We start from the raw sequence: 20307 nt of genomic DNA, 5'->3' as shown, positions 1-20307 counted from the left end.
GCACTTGAGAATCAATTGCCGACTCTCTAAGCTGGCTCAGCGTCCAGGGAGGACGCCCCCCTTTCTTTGACGTAAATCGTCCCGACGCCCTGCCTCTTGCGTGTAAAGTAACGGCCATAAAAATCCTTACAAGGAATTGTGACCGTGGCTAAATCTTCCTTTGACATCAGCGCCAATTTCGACAGCGGCAACATTGAGGTGGTCGACGTCAGCAACCCGTTGCAGTCGCTACTCAGGATCCGGCCCGATACCCGCAGCGCCCATTTCCAGTGGTTTCACTTCAAGGCCAGCGGCCTGCACGTGGGTCAGGAATATTCCTTCCGCCTGCTCAATGCCAGCCAGTCGTCTTATAGCAAGGGGTGGAGCGGTTACCAGGCGGTTGCATCGTACGACCACGTCAACTGGTTCCGAATCCCGACGCAATTCGAAGGCGATGCCCTGCGCTTCCATCTGGAGGCCGAACAATCCCACGCCTGGTTTGCCTATTTCGAACCCTACAGCCGTGGCCGTCACGACTGGCTGATCGAACAGGCGCAGCACAAGGCCGGCGCCGAACTGTTGGCCGTGGGCAAAAGCGTGGAAGGTCGTGACATTCAACTGCTGCGCAAGGGCAGCGGTGCTCAAGGCCAGCGCAAAATCTGGATCATCGCCCAGCAACACCCGGGTGAGCACATGGCTGAATGGTTCATGGAGGGCGTGATCGAGCGCCTTCAACATCATGACGATGCGCAACTCAATCGCCTGCTCGCCAAAGCCGATCTGTACCTGGTGCCGAACATGAACCCGGACGGCGCCTTCCACGGCCACCTGCGCACCAATGCCATGGGCCAGGATCTGAACCGGGCCTGGCAGAGCGCCAGTCAGGAGGTCAGCCCTGAAGTCCTGTTCGTCCAGCAGCAGATGGAAAAGTATGGCGTCGACCTGTTCCTCGATGCTCATGGCGATGAGACGATCCCCCATGTCTTCACCGCCGGCTGCGAAGGCAATCCGGGCTACACGCCGCGCATCGCCAAACTCGAAGAGCAGTTTCGCAGCCATCTCAAGCACCAGACCAAAGATTTCCAGACTACCTACGGATATACCCGCGATGAACCGGGCCAGGCCAACATGACCCTGGCCTGCAACGCGGTCGGGCAGAAATACGACTGCCTCTCCCTGACCCTGGAAATGCCGTTCAAGGACCACGACGATCACCCGAACCCGCTCACTGGCTGGTCCGGCAAACGCTCGATGCAGTTGGGCAAGGACGTGTTGAGTACGATTGCGGATATGGTCGACGAACTGCGCTGAAAAGCGACACAGTCCCCGTGGCGAGGGAGCTTGCTCCCGCTGGGGCGAAAGCTCCTCTTGAAAAACAGGACTGCTACGCAGTCCAGCGGGAGCAAGCTCCCTCGCCACGGATGTGCATCACCCTCGCCCACGCAACATGCTATCCAGCACTTCATCGCGCCGCACCCAGGCATGGAACAACGCTGCCGCCAGGTGTACCAGCACCGTCATGAACAATAGATAAGCCAGGTATCCGTGAGCCTTGCGCAACAACGCAAACGTCTGCGCGTCTGCTGGCAGGATCGACGGCAGTTGCAACGACTGGCTGAGCATCACCGGATCCCCCGCTGCGGAGATCATCCCCCAGCCCAGCAGCGGCAGGACCAGCATCAGCGCGTACAACAGAACATGCGAGGCCTTGGCCGCCAGCACTTGCCAGCCCGGCAGATCGGCCGGCAACGGTGGCTGCCGGGTGGTGAAGCGCACGATCAGCCGCACGATCACCAGCAACAGAATCGCGATGCCCAAAGGCTTGTGTAGTTGCAGCAGCCATTCATGGCGCTCGGACACCGAAGCGACCATGCCTGCGCCAATAAACAGCATGGCGATGATCATCAAGGCCATCAACCAGTGCAGCAGCCGCGCCAGCGGTGCGAAGTGACGAGGGGCGCTCATGGGCGGGACTCCTGGGTGGCGGGCAGTTGGATCACTTCGCTGGTACGTCGCAGGTAGGAACTGGCGTAGGCAGCGGAACGCGCCGCCAACAACGGGTCGTCGGAACCTTCGATCCCATTGGGCAGGATCAACGGGTCGTAGTTGATATCGCGGCATTCGCCGTTGTCCTGGGACTGGGTACGCTCCAGCACCAACGTACCGGCATTGAGCACCTTGCGGTCAGCGGGCCAGCTCTTGCTGGCATCGTTCACCGGGTCTCCCGGATTGGCCAGGGTGATGTTCAACTGCCAACGCAAGGGGCCGCTGGCAAGACGCTTCACCAGGTCCTGCTCCAGGAAATCGGCACCCTGGGCCGGCACCGCATCCGCCGAGTCCTGGCTCAGCGGTACCACCCCCCAGCGCACGGCCTGGCGTTGCCCTGCCGGGTTGACCAGATAGAACGCGTTGATGCCGTTATAGGTTTCGGTGGCATAGCTGGCCGACGGTCTGGCGGTCTTGATCCACTGCAAAAACGGCATGGCTTCCGGGTGCGCGGCAAAGAACGCCGGTACAGCCGTGGGGTTGGGTTTGCCGGTAGCCGGATCCGGCAACTGGGCCTGTTGGAATTGGTAGAACGCTTCGGGCGTGCCCACCGGAAACACCGGCATGCTGTTCATGCCTGTGCGCCATTGCTGGCCGTTGGCCTGGGTGAAGCGCAGCGCCAGGCTGCGAATCGGCACGCTGCCGTCCGGTGCATAGGGGTTGCCGCTGGGCAAGGCGAACCGTCCGACCACGGGGGTGCGCATCGACGTGAACACCTGGGCACTGGAAAACGCGCTCGCCTCACCTGTACTCTCGAAATACCCCACGACACAAACCCCTTTCGAGTGATTGCGCCGGAAGCCCGGATGCACTCCGTTGTTTTTTTCCAACACGTTGACCAGCGCATCGGGAGTCAGACGCTGTGGGTCGAGTGTGCCGTTGACGTAGGCAAACGCCCCGGCCAGCGCCGCGACAATCACCGCGATACCGGCCAGGCGCAGGGTCAGTTGCGCGCCACTCAACGGTGGCCGGCGCGGCGAGGATGAGGGATCAACCATGAGAACAGCTCCAAGGCCCGAGGCCATCTGTGCAAGGACCTGTCAGACGAAGGCCGGACAGGTTTATTCCCACGCCGCGTATTTATTTTTTCCGCGTTGGAATAATCTCGTTCGCGGGGCGTCTTTCCAGTCCCGGCGCAGTGACTGCCCTTGAAGCCACGACCCATGAACGAACTCGATGAACAGTTGCGCGAGCTCATCCCCAGGCTACGGCGTTTTGCCGTGTCGCTGACGCGCAACCCCAGCAACGCCGACGACCTGGTGCAGACGTGCCTGGAACGAGCGTTGTCCAAATGGAACGACAAACATCCGGAGGGTGACCTGCGCGCCTGGCTGTTTTCGATTCTGTACCGGCAGTTTCTCGACGCTCATCGCCGCTCCCGGCGCTATGCGCGGATGCTGGAGTTTTTCACCGGTCGCGACGATGCCCACCCTTCGGCCGAGCGCAGTGTGATCGCGCAATCGTCCCTCCAGGCCTTCGACCAACTGACGACAGAACAACGCGCGCTGTTACTGTGGGTGTCGGTGGAAGGCTTGAGCTACCAGCAAGTCGCCAACATCCTCGACGTACCGACCGGCACCGTAATGTCACGCCTGTCCCGCGCCCGCCAAGCTCTGCGCCAGCTCAGCGACGGTGAGATCAGCCGACCTACCTTGCGAATACTCAAATGATCAGCATGCCCCCCAGCGACAGCGACTTGCACGCGTACGTCGACCGTCAACTGAGCCCTACCGACCAGCGCCTGATGCAGAGCTACCTCGCCTCCCATCCCGAAATCGCCGCCCGGGTCCGAGGTTGGCAACAGGACGCGCAACAGCTGCGCACGGCGCTGGGCGGAGCCTTGCAGCAACCGGCCAATCCGGATCTGGATCCGGCGATGATTCGCCGCCGCCTGAAATCCCGCTCCCGACGCTACCTTGCCAGCGCCGCGGTGCTGCTGATGGCGCTCAGCGTGGGCGGGGTCAGCGGCTGGCAGGCGCGGGAAATGACCCTGCTTCGCGCCGCAGCGCCCATGGCGGATGCCATGCAGGCGTACCGGTTGTTCGCCCAGCAGGGCATTCTCCCAGCCGACTACCAGACCGGCGACGAACAGCATATGCAAGACTGGCTCGACCGCTATTTCACCCAGGCCAATCGCTTGCCGGACCTGTCGGCGGCGGGCTTCAAGCCAGTCAGCGGACGACTGCTCAGCACCGAACAAGGTGCTGCGGCAATGGTGGTGTATCAAGACGCGAGCGGTCAGAAAATCAGTTTCTACGTGCGCCCGCCGGGTCCGCGAAACTTTTTGCTACCTCGCGGCAGCCGTCGCGATGGCGAGTTGCAGGCCGAATACTGGTCCGGTCCGGGGTACAACTATGCGGTGGTCATCCCCAGCGACATGCCGGCGGCGCAGAAGCTCAGACAGACCCTGAATTTCTGAACACCGCAATCCCCTGTGGGAGCGAGCCTGCTCGCGATAGCGGTGGGTCAGTCAACATTAGCGGTACTGATATGCCGCCATCGCGAGCAGGCTCGCTCCCACAGCGTTCATGGTGTTCTTGAGAGGGTATTCATCCCTGTCCGAACACCTGCGAAGGCCTGCGCAACACCGGATCGAACGGGTTGATCCGGGGGCCGATCAGGGCCGCTTCACGCTTGAGCATCTCCACGACGGTCGGCAAACGATCAGGCCCCAGGCGGTCGCTCACGGTCGCCACGCTCAGGGCGGCCACGGCGCGACCGTCACGGTCGAGGATCGGCACGGCGACGCCAGCCATGCCTTGCAGCACGCCGGTGTTGCGCCCGGCGTAGCCCAGTGTGCGCACGTTCTCCACCTCCGAGCGCAGGAAGACTTCGTCGTAGAGATGGAAATCCTTGAGCCGTGGCAAGTTGTAATGGATCACCGTGTCGCGCTCTTCCTGCGGCAGGAACGCCAGGATCGCCAGGCTGCCCTGCCCCACGCCCAGCGCCACACGGCCGCCAATGTCACCGGTGAACGTGCGAATCGGGAACGGCCCTTCGCTGCGGTCCAGGCAGATCGCATCGAAACCGCTGCGCGCCAGCAGGAACAACGAGTCTCCCAACGACGCCGACAACCGCAGCATCGCTGGCCGCACCAGCTCGCGCAGGTTTGCGGTATTACCGGCGCGTGCGGCCAGGGCGAAGAAGTCCAGGCTCAGCCGATAGCGTTTGCTGCGCACATCCTGCTCGACCATGCCCTCGTCCATCAGGCTGCGCAGCAAGCGATGGGTGGTCGGCTGTGACAGACCGATGCGCTGGGCCAACTGCGTCACCCGCTCCCCGCCCTCAACGGCGTCACCGAGGCTGCGTAAAACAGCAAACAACCTGGAGACTGCGCCGACCCCGGCTTCGCTTTTTTCGATATTTCGCTCAGTGGAATTCAAAATCCGATTTCTCTAAAAATGATTCATTCATTGAATAAAATTGAAATAATCCGTTTCTCAGTGAAATAGTGCATTGAGCCCATCCTAGTCTTCGTCCTACTCTGCGTCCATACAGGGGCGATTCGAACAACAGCGGCAGCCGACCCCAGGTCGAGCGCCAACGCACCCCGCAGCACCCTTTCGTATCTGCCCATACAAAAAAGCGCGCTTGCGCGGCGACGCATAACAATCTCAGGTGGAGCGCAGTCATGGCTTTCGTGCGACTTGAAGAACTTGGCAAACGCTACGGCGATATCGATGCCGTGGTGGCCACCAATCTCTCGGTGGAAAAAGGCGAATTCGTCTCGCTGCTGGGGCCTTCCGGCTGCGGCAAGACCACAACCCTGCAAATGATCGCCGGCTTCGTCGAAGTCAGCAGCGGACGCATTCTGCTCGACGGACGCGACATCACTCACGCCAAGCCTGCCAGCCGTGGCCTGGGCGTGGTGTTCCAGAGCTACGCGCTGTTCCCCCACATGACCGTGCGGGACAACGTCGCCTTCGGCCTGCGCATGCGCAAGGTGGCCAACGACGACTTGCGCCAACGAGTGGATCGGGTGCTGCAACTGGTGCGCCTGGACCGGCACGCCGAACGCTATCCACGCGAGCTTTCCGGCGGCCAGCGCCAGCGGGTGGCACTGGCCCGCGCCCTGGTGATCGAGCCGCCGGTGCTGCTGCTCGACGAACCGCTGTCCAACCTCGACGCCAACCTGCGCGAAGAAATGCAATACGAAATCCGCCGCATCCAGCGAGAGGTCGGGATCACCACGCTGATGGTCACTCATGATCAATCCGAAGCACTGTCCATCAGTGACCGGGTCGTGGTGATGCAGGCCGGACGCATCACCCAGATCGATGCGCCTTACACCCTCTACGAGCACCCGCGCACCGAATTCATCTCTGGTTTCGTCGGCAAGGCCAATCTGTTGCCCGGCAAGCGCGACAGTGCCGGGGTCGTCCAGGCCTGCGGCCAGGGCGAAGGCGACCTGACCTTGAGCCTGCGTCCGGAAAAAATCGACCTGTGCGCGCCCGGCTCGGGCCGCCTGCAGGGCACCCTCATCAGCCGTTTCTTCCTCGGCAGCCAATGGTTGTACAGCGTCTCCACCAGCCTGGGCGAACTGTGCGTGGTGCGCCGCAATGACGGGAGCGCGCCGATGACCGAGGGCACCGCCGTGGGCCTCGATTGGGATCCGGCGTTGCTCCGGGTGCTGGCCTGCGACGAGGTGCCGGCATGAAATGGATCGATGCAATGCGCCGTGGCCGGCAAGGCTACCTGATGTCCGCACCGGCCCTGGCCCTTTACCTCGGTCTGTTGATCATTCCCCTGGGCCTGACACTGGTGCTGTCGTTCAACGTCTTTGACTACGGCTCGGGTATCAACAGCGACGCGTACACCCTCGATCACTACACCAGCCTGCTGGGTGACCCATACTTCTACGAGATTTTCCTGCGCACCTTCTGGATCAGCGCCCTGACCACGTTGTTGTGCGTGCTGATCGGCGTGCCCGAGGCCTACATCCTGAGCCGAATGGGCGCGCCATGGCGCTCTATTTTCCTGGTCCTGATCCTGACGCCGCTGTTGATTTCGGTGGTGGTGCGGGCCTTTGGCTGGAGCCTGTTGCTCGGCGCCGACGGCCTGGTCAACCAGACGTTGCAAGCCCTTGGCGGCTCGCCGCTGAAGCTGCTGTACACGCCGTTCGCCGTGGTTATCGCCCTGGTTCATGTGATGTTGCCGTTCATGATCATTCCGGTCTGGACCTCGTTGCAAAAACTCGACCCGGCCGCCGAACAGGCGGCGCTGTCTCTTGGCGCCAGCCAGTTCACGGTGATCCGCAAGATCGTGTTGCCGCAGATCATGCCCGGGGTGCTGTCGGGCACCCTGATCGTGTTCGGCCTCGCCGCCAGTTCGTTCGCGATCCCCGGCCTGCTCGGCGGACGCCGTTTGAAAATGGTCGCGACGCTGATCTACGACCAATACCTGTCGGAACTCAACTGGCCCATGGGCGCAGCCATTGCCATCGCACTGCTGCTGCTCAACCTGCTGATCATGCTGTCGTGGAACCGGATGATCGAAGGCCGCTACAAGAAGTCATTGGGGTAATTCGTCATGTCCAGAAACGGTCCTTTTGCCCTGTTGTTCCATGCCTTGGTGGTGGTGTTCATGCTGGCGCCGCTGGTGGTGGTCTGCCTCGTCGCCTTCACCCCGGAAAACACGTTGAGCCTGCCGACCACGGAGTTTTCCCTGCGCTGGTTCCGCGCGGTGTTCGAGCGTGCCGACTTTGTCGATGCGTTCTACAACAGCCTGATCCTGGCCTTCTGCGCCGCCTCGCTGGCGACAATCATCGCAGTCCCGGCAGCCCTTGCGATTACCCGGCTCGAGTTTCCCGGCCGGGACTTTTTCAATGGGCTGTTCCTGTCGCCGATCATCATTCCGCACCTGGTATTGGGTGTGGCGCTGCTGCGCTTGTTCGCCTTGATGGGCGTCAACGGCAGCTTTGCCTGGCTGATCTTTGCCCACGTGCTGGTGATCACCCCGTACGTGCTGCGCCTGGTGCTCGCTTCAGCCATCGGCCTGGACCGCAGCGCCGAGCAGGCCGCGCAATCGCTGGGGGCCGGGCGCTTCACGCTGTTCCGGCAGATCACTTTGCCGATGATTCTGCCAGGGGTGGCCGGAGGCTGGCTGCTGGCGTTCATCAACAGTTTCGATGAAGTCACGCTGTCGATTTTCGTCACCTCGCCGGCCACGCAAACATTGCCGGTACGCATGTATGTCTACGCCACCGAATCCATCGATCCGATGATGGCGGCGGTGTCGGCACTGGTCATCGCGCTCACTGCGCTGACGATGATTCTGCTCGATCGGGTCTACGGCCTGGATCGGGTCCTGGTGGGTAAACAATGAGGGCGCCATGGCTCTGCTGAAACGACTGGCCGAAGGCGACCGCCCGGCCCTGGACTTTACCCTCGACGGCCAACCGGCTCGGGGTCTGCTGGGCGACACGTTGCTGACAGCCGTACTGACCAGCAGCGAGCACTTGCGCGGCAGCGATTTCAGCGCCGAACCACGGGCCGGTTTCTGCCTGATGGGCGCCTGCCAGGACTGTTGGGTCCGCCTGGGCGACGGCCGCCGCGTCCGCGCCTGCTCCACCCTGCTCGAAGCCGGCCAGCAGATCAACCGTGAGCCGGGGCGTCAGCTATGAACCGTGGGATCCCGTTAAGTCCCGTCGCGAGCAAGCTCGCTCCCATAGGGACCCGAGAGCGTTCGCAAAACTCGTGTCCAACACAGCCCCCCTGTGGGAGCGAGCCTGCTCGCGATAGCGTCGTGAAATACACCGCCTACGCCAACGCCCTGGCCATGAGGTGCCCATGAAACCGATCGCCATCATCGGCGCCGGCCCGGCCGGTATTCGTGCGGCGCAGACGCTGGTCGCCCATGGTCTGTACCCGGTGCTGCTGGATGAAGCCGCGCGCGGCGGTGGGCAGATCTATCGGCGCCAGCCGGCCAATTTCAAACGGTCGGCGGTCGGGCTCTATGGCTTTGAAGCCCACAAGGCCAACGCCATCCATCAGACCCTCGATACGCTGCGCGAACAGCTCGACTATCGCCCCGATACCTTGGTGTGGAACGCCGAGGCCGGGCTGCTGGACACTTTGCATGAAGGCCGCGCCGACCGTCTCGAGTATGCCAGCGTGATCGTCGCCACCGGCGCCACCGACCGGATCCTGCCAGTCCCTGGTTGGACCCTGCCTGGGGCCTACAGCCTCGGCGCCGCGCAGATTGCCTTGAAATTCCAGGGCTGCGCCATCGGCGAGCGGGTGGTGTTCGCCGGCAGCGGGCCGTTGCTCTACCTGGTCGCGTACCAATACGCCAAGGCCGGCGCGCACGTGGTGGCTGTCCTCGACAGTTCCCCTTTCAGCGCTCAGGCCCGCGCCCTGCCCGGTTTGCTAAGGCAACCGACAACGCTCGCCAAGGGGCTTTACTACCGCGCCTGGCTGACCGCCCATGGCATCGCTGTGCATCAAGGCGCGAACCTGTTGCGTATCAATGGCGAACGCCGGGTGCAGTCACTGCAATGGCGCAACGCCAAGGGCGAGCAATCCCTGGATTGCGACGCCGTCGCCTTCGCCCACGGCTTGCGCAGCGAAACCCAACTGGCCGATCTGCTGGGTTGCGAATTCTCCTGGAGCGAACTCAACCGCGCCTGGCTGCCACGACGCGACCGCGCCGGTCGCAGCAGCGTGCGTGGGGTGTACCTGGCCGGTGACGGCGCCGGCATCATGGGCGCCGACGCCGCCGAAATGGCCGGCGAACGGGCAGCCCTGGCCTTGCTCGAAGACCTCGGGTACCTGACCGACCCGCAACATTGCAACCAGCTGGAAAGCGCACTTGAACGCATCGGGCAGTTCCGCCAGGGCCTGGAGCGCGCATTCGCCTTTCCCGAAGACTGGGCCGGCGATGCGCCGGACAACCTGATGGTTTGCCGCTGCGAAGAAGTCAGCGTCGGCGATATCCGCCAGGTGGTGGCCGAAGGTCATTGGGAAATCAACCGGGTCAAGGCCCATTGCCGGGTCGGCATGGGCCGCTGCCAGGGGCGGATGTGCGGCGCAGCCGCCGCGGAAATCATCGCCCGGGAAACCAATCGCCCGATCTGCGGCGTTGGCCGTCTGCGGGCCCAGGCGCCCATCAAACCGGTGCCATTCGGGCTGGAGGTCGAGCCATGATCGACGTGGATGTGGTGATCATCGGCGGCGGCATCGTCGGTGCCTCGGCCGCCTTGTTCCTGAGCCAGGCCGGACGCCGGGTGGCCCTGTTGGAACGGGATTTCTGCGGCTCGCACGCAAGCGGCGTGAACTATGGCGGCGTACGTCGCCAGGGCCGGCCGCTGTCGCAATTGCCGCTGTCGCAACGGGCCCATGAGATCTGGGGCCGGCTGCCGCAGTTGATCGGCATCGACGGTGAGTACCAGCGCAGCGGTCATTTGAAACTGGCCCGCAGCGCCGAGGACTTCCAGGCACTGCAGGATTACGCCCGCAGCAGCCAGGGCTTCGGCCTCGATTTGCAGCTATTGGACCGCGATGAACTGCGCGCCCGTTTCCCATGGGTCGGCGCCGTCGCCGTCGGGGCCTCGCTGTGCCCGGATGACGGCCACGCCAACCCGCGCCTGGTATCGCCGGCCTTCGCCCAGGCTGCCCGTCGGCACGGGGCGCAGATCCATGAACAATGCGCCGTCAGCGGCGTTGCCTATGACGGCCAGCGCTTCGATGTGCGCACCGAGACGGGCCAGCGGTTTCACGCGCCATGGCTGCTGAACTGTGCCGGCGCCTGGGCGAGTCATTTTGCCGCGCAGTTCGGCGAAGCGGTGCCGATGCATGCCGGGCACCCGGCGATGCTGGTCACCGAACCCCTGCCGTTGGTGATGGACGCCAGCACCGGCGTGGAGGGCGGCGGCATCTATGCGCGCCAGGTCGCCCGCGGCAATTGCGTACTGGGAGGCGGCCAAGGCTATGCCCTGGATGGGTCACGCGTCCGACCGGGACAAAACGCAGTGATCGAGATCCTGCGCCAAGCGGTCGAACTGTATCCGTTTCTGCAAGGCGCCCAGGCGATTCGCACCTGGAGCGGCACCGAAGGCTATCTGCCTGATCGCCAGCCAGTGATCGGGCCCAGTAGCACCCAACCCGGCCTGTTGCACGCGTTCGGCTTTGCCGGCGCGGGCTTCCAGATCGGCCCGGCGGTGGGCCAAGCGCTCACCGAGATCATCTGCTGCGGCGCTTCAACCACGCCGCTGGATGCGTTTTCCATCACCCGGTTTCACTCCATCTCCGTTGTTTGATAGAGGAAGGTCGCGCCAATGAATAACGTCAAACGCAGTGCATTGTTCGGTTTCTGCTCGCTGGGTTCCGCCTGTCTGGGCGCCCTGCTCCCGGTCACCCAGGCGCTGGCCGAGCCGACGCTTTACCTGGGCATGAACGGTGGGACCATGGAGCGGCTCTACGCCGACAAGGTCTTGCCGGCCTTCGAGAAAGCCAACAACGTCAAGGTAGTGATCGTGCCCGGCACCTCCGCCGACATCCTGGCGAAGGTCCAGGCCAGCAAAGACAGCCCGCAAATGCACGTGATGTTCCTGGATGACGGCATCATGTACCGCGCCATCTCCATGGGCCTGTGCGACAAGCTCCAGGACAGCCCGCCCCTGGCGCAGATTCCGGCCAAAGGTCGCATCAAGGATCAGGCCGTGGCCGTGAGCCTCGGCGTGACAGGGCTTGCCTACAACACCCGGCTGTTCAAGGAAAAAGGCTGGAACGCACCGAGCTCCTGGATGGACCTGGCCGATCCGCGCTTCAAGGACAAAGTGGTATTCCAGTCGATGGCGTCCTCGACCTTCGGCCTGCACGGGTTCCTGATGTTCAACCGGATCCAGGGCGGCAGCGAGACCGATGTCGAGCCGGGCTTCAAGGCGTGGCCGAATACGGTCGGGCGCAACGTACTGGAGTACATTCCAAGCTCGGCGAAGATTTCCGAAATGCTGCAGACCGACGAGGCTGCGCTGTTCCCACTGACGCCGACCCAGGTCACCGCCCTGAAACTCAAGGGCATGCCGGTGGAATATGCGCAGCCGAAGGAAGGCGCCGTGGTGCTCAACGTCGCCGAGTGCACCATCGCCCGCAACACTCAGCCTGAGCTGGCGCAAAAGCTCGCCGCCTTCCTGTTGACCCCCGAGGCCCAGGCCATCGCCCTGGAAGAGGGCGACCAGATCCCGTCCAACCCCAACACCCCGACTACCGACAAGACCCGTGGCCAGGTAGAAGCCATGAAGCAGTACCTGGAGACCGCCATCGCGGTGGACTGGGACCAGGTCAACGAACAGCGCCCGGCCTGGAATGCCCGTTGGAACCGCAGCATCGAGCGCTAGCGGGATCGAACATCCTGTATCATGCCAAATATGTTCGGGCTTGTGCCCGATGCAAATGAACTGACCCCTGACTTGTGGCGAGGGAGCAAGCTCCCGCTAGACTGCGCAGCAGGCCCGAAACCAGACACCGAGGTGTGTCTGGTTGGTTGCATGGCAGCTTTTGGGGGCTGCTGTGCAGCCCAGCGGGAGCAAGCTCCCTCGCCACAGGTGCTATGGTTGGCTTCAGATTTGTATCAGCCTCTTCAACAGCGACTTCTTTCATGCATACCCTCGCCCAACTGCGCGCCGGCCAACTCTCAGGCATTACCCGGCTGGACCTGGCCTGCGGCCTGACGCAGTTCCCCCGGGAAATTTTCGACCTGGCCGATTCCCTCGAAATTCTCAACCTCAGTGGCAACCAGCTGGACACGCTGCCCGATGACCTGCATCGGTTGACCCGCCTGCGCGTGCTGTTCTGTTCAGATAACCGCTTCACTGAATTGCCCGAATGCCTGGGCCGCTGCGCCGCGCTGACCATGGTCGGTTTCAAGGCCAATCGCATCGAGCGCGTGACCGGCGCGGCCTTGCCGCCGCTGCTGCGCTGGCTGATCCTGACGGATAACTACGTCCGCCATCTGCCCGAGGAACTGGGGCAGCGTGCGCATCTGCAAAAGCTCATGCTGGCCGGCAACCGTTTGCAGCAATTGCCGGCGAGCCTGGGCCAGTGCCAGCGTCTGGAACTGCTGCGCATCGCCGCCAATCAGCTGACCGAGCTGCCGCAAGGGTTGCTGGAGCTGCCGAGCCTCAGTTGGCTGGCCTACGCCGGCAATCCTCTGGAGACTCAGGCCGAAGCCGCCGCGCTGAACGTCACGACGCCGATCGACTGGCGGCAACTGATCGTGCAACAGCAACTGGGCGAAGGCGCCTCGGGGCTGATTCACCAGGCGCTCTGGCAACCACCGGGCCAGGCTGCACGCAGCGTCGCGGTCAAAATGTACAAAGGCCAGATGACCAGCGACGGCTCGCCGCTGCACGAAATGCACGCCTGCATCACCGCAGGCCGGCATCCCAACCTGATCGAGGTATTGGGCCAGATTGTCGGGCATCCTGAGGAGCAGGCCGGACTGGTGATGGCCTTGATCGAGCCCAGCTACCGTAACCTCGCCGGATTGCCGGGCCTGACGTCATGCACCCGCGACGTCTATGCCGACGCGCTGCGCTTGAGTGGCCCCGTGGCCCTGCGCATCGCCCACGGCATCGCCTCGGTGGCGGCGCACCTGCATCGCCAGGGCATCACTCATGGCGATCTGTACGGGCACAACATTCTTTTCAACGATCAAGGCGATTGCCTGTTGGGGGACTTCGGCGCCGCGTCGTTCCACGCCACCACGGACACCTTGCAGACACGGGCGCTGCGACGCATCGAAGTGCGGGCGTTCGGGATCCTGCTGGGAGAGTTGCTGGAGAGAATCAAACCCGCGGCCGGGGAACTTGGGACATTGTGGGAGTTACAGGCGCGCTGCTGTCAGCCAGATGTACTGGCGCGGCCATGTTTCGATGAGATTGAGCAGTGCCTGGAAGACCTAAAGCACTGACCGTGGCGAGGGAGCTTGCTCCCGCTGGGCTGCGCAGCAGCCCCAATCCATAACCACCCTCTATCAGCGAGACCGCGTTATAGACACACGACGGCTTCGCCGCCGAGCGGGAGCAAGCTCCCTCGCCACAGGATTTTGTGTTTAACCGGCCAAGCCGACAAACATGTCCTGCACGTCATCGTGATTATCGAGACCTTCAAGAAACGCTTCGACTTCAGCCATCTGCTCGTCGGTCAGGCCGCTCACCGGGTTTTTCGGCTGGTAGCCCAGCTTGGCCGACAGCACGGTAAAACCCTGTTCCGGCAGGGCCTTCTGCACGGCATCGAGGTCGGCAGGATCGGTGAGGAACAAGGTTGCGCCCTCTTCGCCCGGCTCGAAATCCTGGGCGCCGGCCTCGATGGCAGCCATTTCCGGATCGGCGTCCGGGCTGTCCGGCGAAGCCTCGATCATGCCGACATGGTTGAAATCCCACGCCACCGAACCGGAAGCACCCAGCTGCCCCTTGCGGAACGCCACGCGAATCTCGGCAACGGTGCGGTTGATGTTGTCGGTCACGCATTCAACGATCAACGGCACCTGATGCGGCGCGAACCCTTCGTAGGTTACCCGGTGGTACTGCACGGTCTCACCGAGCTGGCCAGAGCCCTTCTTGATGGCGCGCTCCAGGGTCTCACGGGGCATCGAGGCCTTTTTCGCCTGCTCGACCACCAGGCGCAAATGCGCGTTGGTCGCGGTGTCCGCGCCATTTCGCGCGGCAATGGTGATTTCCTTCACCAGCTTGCCGAAGATCTTGCCCTTGGCGTTGGCCGCCGCTTCTTTGTGTTTAACCTTCCACTGTGCGCCCATTACTCACTCTCTTGTCTGACGCGCCGAGACATCTGCCGGCCGGCGCTGTGGCGCAAGTTTATACGGCCTAAACCGGCTGATCGACCAAAAAATTCACCGTGCCGAATCGGCTTTTTCACAACGTGTCGTAGGGCATTTCTGAAATAGCCCCTCATCGACACCGCTGCCCCCCAGGGTTTCGTACCCTCTGCGCCTCTCTTCCTGCAAGTAGGAGCTGCGATGCGCAACGACACGGAAAGCCCCTTCAGCCTGACCCTCACGCAAAGCGACTTACAGTTGCAAGTGCTGCGCTTCCATGGCCGGGAAGCCCTCAACCAGCCGTACCGCTTTGATCTGGAACTCATCGGCCTGGCGCCACCCATAAGTCCCGACAGCCTCCTGGAGCAACCGGCATTCCTGCGCCTGGATGGCGAATCGGGCATCCACGGTGTGGTCCACAGTGTCAGCCTGAGCGCCCACGCCTCGCATCGAATCGGCTATCGCATGACGCTGGTCCCTTACCTTCAACGCCTGGAACAAGGCCCGCGCCGCAAGGTCTTCCATCGACTCAACGCCGTGCAGATTGTGCAACGGCTGCTGGAAGACAGCACGTTACCCGCCGACAGCTACCGCTTCGAGCTGGCAGCAGCGCACTACCCGCGCCGCGACTTCTGCATCCAGTACGAGGAAAGCGACCTGGCTTTCCTGCACCGGTTGTGCGAGGAAGAAGGCATCCATTACCACTTCGAACACGCAGCCCAAGGTCACGTCCTGGTCTTCGCCGACGACCCGAAAAGCTTCCCCGCACGGCCCCTCGAACTGAACCTGCAATCGAATGCGAGCCAGGGGCCGAGTCTCAAGCACTTATATCTGCGCCACCACCCGGTGACAGCTGGCCCGCACGGCGGATTCAGCGATCGCGGGACGACCGAAGCCGATACTGAGGCGGCGAACCAGTCCCTTGAACGGCTCGACCACGCGACAATCCACGGCGACCCGGCCCTGGCGCACCGTCACCAGAGGGGGCGTCGTCACCTGGAGCGGCTGCGCTGCCGGCAACGGCAGATCCATGGTCACAGCACCCACCCGGCGTTGCGCGCAGGCCACATCGCGCAGATCGGCGAGCATCCGGTCTCAGCGTTCAATGACCAGTGGTTGATCACCGAGGTCCAGCATCGCGGGCGACAATTCTCGATCCTCGAACCGGACCCGACCGCCGCGCTCTCCACGTGCGGCTACCGCAACCGGTTCACGGCGATTGCCTGGTCCACGGTGTTCAGACCTGCGATCAGACATCCCAAGCCCTGCATTCCCGGGTATCACCTGGCTCATGTACTTGGTCGCGCTGGCCAACCGGTGCAACCCGACGAGCGCGGCGAGATCAGTGTCAGTCTGTGGGCGCCCGATCAGGAGGGCATCACGTTGCCGGTGTCGCGCCTGGGGCAGAGGAACGAGACTTGCCTGACCGGCGGCAGCGAGGTGTTGGTGAGTTTTCTTGACGGGGACCCCGACCGCCCGGTGCTGTGTCCGGGGGCGCTCGACACTGGCGCAGGGCTGCCCTGTGAGGCGCCGAAGACACCGCCTGCCAATGGCGATTCGGGGTTGTTGTTCGACTGGCTTCTGAATCCGCCGGATGCGACATCCTGATGTGGACGGCATATCGATCGGGGCGCTTCGCGCCCAGCGGGAGCAAGCTCCCTCGCCACGGGTACGCGTCGCCTCCACCTGCGTCGCGATCCGCCCCATGCCGGGCTGGAAATTTCATATCGAGAAAGCTGATCCGGCACAAGCAAACCCAACGAAACGGGCTTAAAGTAAACACAACGCTGCTCAAGACGGCGCTCTGCCCTGATTGTTGGAGATACCCGCAATGCCCTGGAAAAACTCGGAAAGCCGCTACAGTACCGTCACGGTGACCTTGCATTGGCTGATGCTGGTGTTACTGGCCGTGGTTTATGCCTGCATCGAGTTCAGAGGGATTTTTCCCAAGGGCAGCGGTGGCCGGACGCTGATCAAGGAGGCGCATTTCATGCTGGGCCTGACTGTTTTCCTGCTGGTCTGGCTGCGCCTGTTCGCCCGCAGTCTGGGCAAGGCACCGGCGATATTCCCGGCTTCACCCGTCTGGCAAACCTTCCTGGCGCGGCTGATGCACTGGGCGCTGTACCTGTTCATGATCGCCATGCCGCTGCTGGGCTGGCTGATTACCAGCGCCGAAGGGCACCAGGTGATGTTCTACGGCTTCGACCTGCCGCTGCTCGTCCAACAGGAAAAGGCATTCGCCAAGCAGCTCGAAGGCTGGCATGTGCTGGGCGGCACCATCGGCTACTGGCTGATCGGCCTGCACGCCTTGGCCGGGCTCTATCACCACTACGTAGTGCGCGATAACACGCTGTTGCGGATGATGCCTAAACGCGGTTGACGGGTTATTCGAAACCCCGGCGGCCTTGCAGACCTCCGGTGTGAACGAAGATCAAGCGGGTGCCCTGGGCAAATCGTCCAATCTCGACCTGCGCTTTGAGCAACAGCAGTGCCTTGCCGGTGTACAACGGCTCCAACTCGATGACGTCGGTGCGTTGGATGCAATCGGTGAGTTCGGCATCGACCCGCCCGAACCCGCCCCGGCTGCCATCGAGTAATTCATAAAGCGGATGGGCCAGCCCTGCTTCCTCGATGATGTGCTTGACCTGCTGCGACACCCCATGGTCTTCGGGTACGGCCAGCACACCATAGACCGGACGTTCCCCCGCTTCGGCCAGCACCAGTCCGGCCAGCGACGTGCCAGTGCCACAGGCCAGCCACCAACCGTGATAATCGGACCATCCCACCGCCGCCAGTTGCTCCCGGACGCGCCCCAGCCAAGTCATGCAGCCCTGTGCCCCAGGCAATCCTGCCCCACCCTCGGGCAGCGGATACAAATACGGATAGCGCCGGCGCCAAGGCTCCCAGAACCCTGGCGCATGCCGTTCGCGATAACCGCCGTAACCCAACCAGTGCAGCTGCATGCCGAACGCTTGCAGGTCGCGCACCGTTGGCGTTTCTCGTGGCTGCCCACGCAACAGCCCGACCGTGGGAAATCCGAAGCGCTTGCCGGCGGCCGCCAATGCATGCAGATGGTTGGAGTAAGCACCGCCCAGGCTGATGATGCCCTCGGCGCCAGCCAAATCGGCGGCGCGCAGGGAAGGAACGAGTTTGAACCACTTGTTGCCACTGATCAGTGGATCGATCCGATCCAGGCGCAACACCGCCACCTCGACACCGGCTCGGGCGAGCCAGTCCAGATGAAGGGGTTCAAGCAGCGGCTGAGGGTGCCAGTCGAGGGCAGAAGAAAGCATTGCGGCAGGCCATTGGGGCAGGAATGCGGGCATCTTAACAGTCGTTGAATCCAGGCTCGCTCCCACAGGGCCCCCTGGCGCTACAGGCGTGCGCCTTACAACTGCGCCGCCAACCGCGAGCCCTGGTTGATCGCCCGCTTGGCGTCCAGCTCTGCCGCCACGTCGGCGCCACCGATGAGGTGGACCTTCTGCCCGGCGGCCTCCAGGCCTTCCTGCAATTCACGCAACGGATCCTGACCGGCGCAGATCACGATGTTGTCCACCGGCAACACCTGCGGCTCGCCGGTTTCGCCGATGCGAATGTGCAGCCCCTCGTCGTCGATCTTCAGGTACTGAACGTTGTTGAGCATCTGCACCTGCTTGTTCTTCAGGCCCGTGCGGTGAATCCAGCCAGTGGTCTTGCCCAGGCCGTCGCCGACCTTGGAAGCCTTGCGCTGCAACAGGAACACCTGACGCGCCGGAGCATGGGGTTCAGCCTTGATCCCGGCCACGCCGCCGCGCGCCTGGAGCGCGGTGTCGATACCCCACTCCTTCCAGAACGCCTCGCGGTCCTGGCTGGTGGCGACGCCCTGATGCACCAGGAACTCCGAAACATCGAAACCGATGCCGCCGGCACCGATTACCGCCACGCTGCGGCCCACCGGCCTGCGCTCCAGGATCACGTCCAGGTAGCTCAGGACCTTGGCATGCTCCACGCCAGGAATCGCCGGCACCCGCGGCGCAATACCGGTCGCAAGAATGATTTCGTCGTACCCGCCTTCCACCAGCTTCGCCACATCCACCCGGGTATTGAGGCACACCTCGACATGGGTGGTCTGCAACTTACGCTTGAAGTAGCGCAGGGTTTCGTAGAACTCCTCCTTGCCCGGCACACGCTTGGCGACGTTGAACTGTCCGCCGATCTCACCAGCCGCATCGAACAGCGTCACCTGGTGCCCCCGCTCGGCCGCCACGGTGGCCGCCGACAACCCGGCCGGACCGGCGCCGACCACGGCGATTTTCTTCACCTGGGTGACCGGCAGGTAATTGAGCTCGGTTTCGTGGCAGGCACGCGGGTTCACCAGGCAACTGGTGAGCTTTCCGCCAAAGGTATGGTCGAGACAGGCCTGGTTGCAGCCGATGCAGGTATTGATCTCATCGCTGCGTCCGGCGGCCGCCTTGTTGACGAACTCCGGGTCGGCCAGGAACGGACGCGCCATGGAGACCATGTCGGCATCGCCTTCGGCCAGGATCTGTTCGGCCACTTCCGGGGTGTTGATACGGTTGGTGGTGATCAGCGGGATGTTCACCGAACCGCGCAGCTTGGCCGTGACTTTGCTGAACGCCGCCCGCGGAACCTTGGTGGCGATGGTAGGAATACGCGCCTCATGCCAGCCGATGCCGGTGTTGATGATGGTCGCGCCGGCCTGCTCGATGGCTTTGGCGAGCTGGACGATCTCTTCCCAAGAGCTTCCGCCTTCCACCAGGTCGAGCATCGACAGGCGGAAGATGATAATGAAATGGGGGCCCACTGCATCGCGGACGCGACGGACGATTTCAACCGGCAGGCGCATGCGGTTTTCGTAGCTGCCGCCCCAACGGTCGGTACGGTGGTTGGTGTGGGCCGCGAGGAACTGATTGATGAAGTAGCCCTCGGAGCCCATGATCTCGACCCCATCGTATTCAGCCTTCTGGGCCAACAGCGAACAGGTCACGAAATCGCTGATCTGCTTTTCAATGCCCTCTTCATCCAGCTCCTTGGGCTTGAACGGGTTGATCGGCGCCTGGATCGCACTGGGAGCGACCTGCTTGGGGCTGTAGGCGTAGCGCCCGGCATGCAGGATCTGCATGCAGATCTTGCCACCGGCCTCGTGCACCGCCCGAGTCACGATCTGGTGCTTGAGCGCCTCGTCTTCCGTGGTCAGCTTGGCTGCCCCGGAGTAAACGCCGCCCTCGTCATTCGGCCCGATCCCGCCGGTGACCATCAGGCCCACGCCGCCACGGGCGCGCTCGGCAAAATATGCCGCCATGCGCTCGAAACCGCCCGGCTTTTCTTCAAGGCCAGTGTGCATCGACCCCATCAGGGTCCGATTGCGCAACGTAGTGAAACCCAGGTCCAGCGGGGCCAGCAGGTGCGGATAATGGGAGGCGGTCATCAGTAACTCCACAACGGGCGATCACGGAAAAATGCGGAAGCTCTGCGGCTTCCCTCAGTCATGCCCAACAGCCTAAGAGG

General features: G+C 63.1%; 19 protein-coding genes. 13 read left to right on the top strand and 6 right to left on the bottom strand.

Annotation, left to right across the window (positions count from 1 at the left end; translation table 11 throughout):
* The first annotated feature begins 138 nt into the window (after window positions 1-138).
* Window positions 139-1290: a M14 family metallopeptidase gene (locus tag ACLEJR_RS23860; RefSeq protein ID WP_440816939.1), complete on the top strand. Its 1152-nt coding sequence runs from the start codon at window positions 139-141 to the stop codon at window positions 1288-1290.
* Between the two features lie 117 nt (window positions 1291-1407).
* On the opposite strand, the gene ACLEJR_RS23855 is transcribed toward ACLEJR_RS23860, so the two are convergent.
* Window positions 1408-1944 carry a cytochrome b gene (locus ACLEJR_RS23855; RefSeq protein ID WP_440816937.1) on the bottom strand — a complete coding sequence of 179 codons (537 nt, stop codon included), beginning with the start codon at window positions 1942-1944 and terminating at the stop codon, window positions 1408-1410.
* Window positions 1941-3023 (bottom strand): catalase family peroxidase, encoded by a 1083-nt coding sequence (locus tag ACLEJR_RS23850; protein WP_440816935.1) that lies wholly within the window; start codon window positions 3021-3023, stop codon window positions 1941-1943. Before ACLEJR_RS23850 ends, ACLEJR_RS23855 begins: the two co-directional genes overlap by 4 nt.
* A 165-nt stretch (window positions 3024-3188) precedes the next feature.
* Between ACLEJR_RS23850 and ACLEJR_RS23845 the strand changes: the two genes are divergently transcribed.
* Window positions 3189-3695, top strand: coding sequence for a sigma-70 family RNA polymerase sigma factor (locus ACLEJR_RS23845; protein ID WP_440816933.1), 507 nt, complete (start codon window positions 3189-3191; stop codon window positions 3693-3695).
* Complete coding sequence (locus ACLEJR_RS23840; protein ID WP_440795422.1) at window positions 3692-4444, top strand: anti-sigma factor family protein; 753 nt, start codon at window positions 3692-3694, stop codon at window positions 4442-4444. Before ACLEJR_RS23845 ends, ACLEJR_RS23840 begins: the two co-directional genes overlap by 4 nt.
* 130 nt (window positions 4445-4574) lie before the next feature.
* On the opposite strand, the gene ACLEJR_RS23835 is transcribed toward ACLEJR_RS23840, so the two are convergent.
* On the bottom strand, window positions 4575-5411 hold the full coding sequence (locus ACLEJR_RS23835; protein WP_440816955.1) for an IclR family transcriptional regulator: 837 nt from the start codon (window positions 5409-5411) through the stop codon (window positions 4575-4577).
* A 245-nt stretch (window positions 5412-5656) separates the two neighbouring features.
* Here ACLEJR_RS23835 and ACLEJR_RS23830 point away from each other — a divergent pair, with 245 nt between their 5' ends.
* The 8 genes from ACLEJR_RS23830 (at window position 5657) to ACLEJR_RS23795 (ending at window position 13935) form a co-directional block, all read left to right on the top strand.
* Complete coding sequence (locus tag ACLEJR_RS23830) at window positions 5657-6682, top strand: ABC transporter ATP-binding protein (RefSeq protein WP_440816930.1); 1026 nt, start codon at window positions 5657-5659, stop codon at window positions 6680-6682.
* Window positions 6679-7548, top strand: a complete 870-nt coding sequence (locus tag ACLEJR_RS23825; RefSeq protein ID WP_440816928.1) for an ABC transporter permease — start codon at window positions 6679-6681, stop codon at window positions 7546-7548. Before ACLEJR_RS23830 ends, ACLEJR_RS23825 begins: the two co-directional genes overlap by 4 nt.
* 6 nt (window positions 7549-7554) lie before the next feature.
* Window positions 7555-8349 (top strand): ABC transporter permease, encoded by a 795-nt coding sequence (locus tag ACLEJR_RS23820; protein ID WP_440816926.1) that lies wholly within the window; start codon window positions 7555-7557, stop codon window positions 8347-8349.
* A gap of 7 nt (window positions 8350-8356) precedes the next feature.
* Window positions 8357-8647: a (2Fe-2S)-binding protein gene (locus ACLEJR_RS23815; RefSeq protein ID WP_440795415.1), complete on the top strand. Its 291-nt coding sequence runs from the start codon at window positions 8357-8359 to the stop codon at window positions 8645-8647.
* A gap of 166 nt (window positions 8648-8813) precedes the next feature.
* A complete protein-coding gene (locus tag ACLEJR_RS23810; RefSeq protein WP_440816923.1) occupies window positions 8814-10169 on the top strand; it encodes an FAD-dependent oxidoreductase in 1356 nt (451 codons plus the stop codon).
* Window positions 10166-11281 (top strand): NAD(P)/FAD-dependent oxidoreductase, encoded by a 1116-nt coding sequence (locus ACLEJR_RS23805; protein ID WP_440816921.1) that lies wholly within the window; start codon window positions 10166-10168, stop codon window positions 11279-11281. Before ACLEJR_RS23810 ends, ACLEJR_RS23805 begins: the two co-directional genes overlap by 4 nt.
* 18 nt (window positions 11282-11299) lie before the next feature.
* On the top strand, window positions 11300-12361 hold the full coding sequence (locus ACLEJR_RS23800; RefSeq protein ID WP_440816920.1) for an ABC transporter substrate-binding protein: 1062 nt from the start codon (window positions 11300-11302) through the stop codon (window positions 12359-12361).
* Between the two features lie 260 nt (window positions 12362-12621).
* Window positions 12622-13935, top strand: a complete 1314-nt coding sequence (locus tag ACLEJR_RS23795; RefSeq protein ID WP_440816917.1) for a leucine-rich repeat-containing protein kinase family protein — start codon at window positions 12622-12624, stop codon at window positions 13933-13935.
* A 141-nt stretch (window positions 13936-14076) separates the two neighbouring features.
* On the opposite strand, the gene ACLEJR_RS23790 is transcribed toward ACLEJR_RS23795, so the two are convergent.
* The gene (locus tag ACLEJR_RS23790) at window positions 14077-14781 is read right to left on the bottom strand and encodes a YebC/PmpR family DNA-binding transcriptional regulator (protein ID WP_440795405.1); all 705 of its coding nucleotides are present in this window, start codon (window positions 14779-14781) and stop codon (window positions 14077-14079) included.
* Window positions 14782-15000: 219 nt separating this feature from the next.
* Here ACLEJR_RS23790 and ACLEJR_RS23785 point away from each other — a divergent pair, with 219 nt between their 5' ends.
* Complete coding sequence (locus ACLEJR_RS23785) at window positions 15001-16407, top strand: type VI secretion system Vgr family protein (protein ID WP_440816915.1); 1407 nt, start codon at window positions 15001-15003, stop codon at window positions 16405-16407.
* A gap of 223 nt (window positions 16408-16630) precedes the next feature.
* Window positions 16631-17179 (top strand): cytochrome b, encoded by a 549-nt coding sequence (locus tag ACLEJR_RS23780; RefSeq protein WP_440816913.1) that lies wholly within the window; start codon window positions 16631-16633, stop codon window positions 17177-17179.
* Window positions 17180-17183: 4 nt separating this feature from the next.
* On the opposite strand, the gene ACLEJR_RS23775 is transcribed toward ACLEJR_RS23780, so the two are convergent.
* Together ACLEJR_RS23775 and ACLEJR_RS23770 are read right to left on the bottom strand one after the other, a co-directional pair.
* Window positions 17184-18092, bottom strand: a complete 909-nt coding sequence (locus tag ACLEJR_RS23775) for a 1-aminocyclopropane-1-carboxylate deaminase/D-cysteine desulfhydrase (protein ID WP_440816910.1) — start codon at window positions 18090-18092, stop codon at window positions 17184-17186.
* Window positions 18093-18187: 95 nt separating this feature from the next.
* Window positions 18188-20227, bottom strand: coding sequence for an oxidoreductase (locus ACLEJR_RS23770; RefSeq protein ID WP_440795397.1), 2040 nt, complete (start codon window positions 20225-20227; stop codon window positions 18188-18190).
* Window positions 20228-20307 lie beyond the last annotated feature (80 nt).

Source organism: Pseudomonas sp. SMN5 (genome assembly GCF_052041925.1).
Lineage (GTDB): Bacteria > Pseudomonadota > Gammaproteobacteria > Pseudomonadales > Pseudomonadaceae > Aquipseudomonas.
Note: the sequence above shows the minus strand (reverse complement) of the source record. Positions and strands in the feature narration are given on the sequence as shown.

What these genes read in the sequence shown, in the direction of transcription:
- ACLEJR_RS23855 (WP_440816937.1), bottom strand. Translation starts at nt 1,944, where the DNA reads ATGAGCGCCCCTCGTCACTTCGCACCGCTGGCGCGGCTGCTGCACTGG.
- ACLEJR_RS23850 (WP_440816935.1), bottom strand. Translation starts at nt 3,023, where the DNA reads ATGGTTGATCCCTCATCCTCGCCGCGCCGGCCACCGTTGAGTGGCGCG.
- ACLEJR_RS23845 (WP_440816933.1), top strand. Translation starts at nt 3,189, where the DNA reads ATGAACGAACTCGATGAACAGTTGCGCGAGCTCATCCCCAGGCTACGG.
- ACLEJR_RS23840 (WP_440795422.1), top strand. Translation starts at nt 3,692, where the DNA reads ATGATCAGCATGCCCCCCAGCGACAGCGACTTGCACGCGTACGTCGAC.
- ACLEJR_RS23830 (WP_440816930.1), top strand. Translation starts at nt 5,657, where the DNA reads ATGGCTTTCGTGCGACTTGAAGAACTTGGCAAACGCTACGGCGATATC.
- ACLEJR_RS23825 (WP_440816928.1), top strand. Translation starts at nt 6,679, where the DNA reads ATGAAATGGATCGATGCAATGCGCCGTGGCCGGCAAGGCTACCTGATG.
- ACLEJR_RS23820 (WP_440816926.1), top strand. Translation starts at nt 7,555, where the DNA reads ATGTCCAGAAACGGTCCTTTTGCCCTGTTGTTCCATGCCTTGGTGGTG.
- ACLEJR_RS23815 (WP_440795415.1), top strand. Translation starts at nt 8,357, where the DNA reads ATGGCTCTGCTGAAACGACTGGCCGAAGGCGACCGCCCGGCCCTGGAC.
- ACLEJR_RS23810 (WP_440816923.1), top strand. Translation starts at nt 8,814, where the DNA reads ATGAAACCGATCGCCATCATCGGCGCCGGCCCGGCCGGTATTCGTGCG.
- ACLEJR_RS23805 (WP_440816921.1), top strand. Translation starts at nt 10,166, where the DNA reads ATGATCGACGTGGATGTGGTGATCATCGGCGGCGGCATCGTCGGTGCC.
- ACLEJR_RS23800 (WP_440816920.1), top strand. Translation starts at nt 11,300, where the DNA reads ATGAATAACGTCAAACGCAGTGCATTGTTCGGTTTCTGCTCGCTGGGT.
- ACLEJR_RS23795 (WP_440816917.1), top strand. Translation starts at nt 12,622, where the DNA reads ATGCATACCCTCGCCCAACTGCGCGCCGGCCAACTCTCAGGCATTACC.
- ACLEJR_RS23790 (WP_440795405.1), bottom strand. Translation starts at nt 14,781, where the DNA reads ATGGGCGCACAGTGGAAGGTTAAACACAAAGAAGCGGCGGCCAACGCC.
- ACLEJR_RS23785 (WP_440816915.1), top strand. Translation starts at nt 15,001, where the DNA reads ATGCGCAACGACACGGAAAGCCCCTTCAGCCTGACCCTCACGCAAAGC.
- ACLEJR_RS23780 (WP_440816913.1), top strand. Translation starts at nt 16,631, where the DNA reads ATGCCCTGGAAAAACTCGGAAAGCCGCTACAGTACCGTCACGGTGACC.
- ACLEJR_RS23775 (WP_440816910.1), bottom strand. Translation starts at nt 18,092, where the DNA reads ATGCTTTCTTCTGCCCTCGACTGGCACCCTCAGCCGCTGCTTGAACCC.
- ACLEJR_RS23770 (WP_440795397.1), bottom strand. Translation starts at nt 20,227, where the DNA reads ATGACCGCCTCCCATTATCCGCACCTGCTGGCCCCGCTGGACCTGGGT.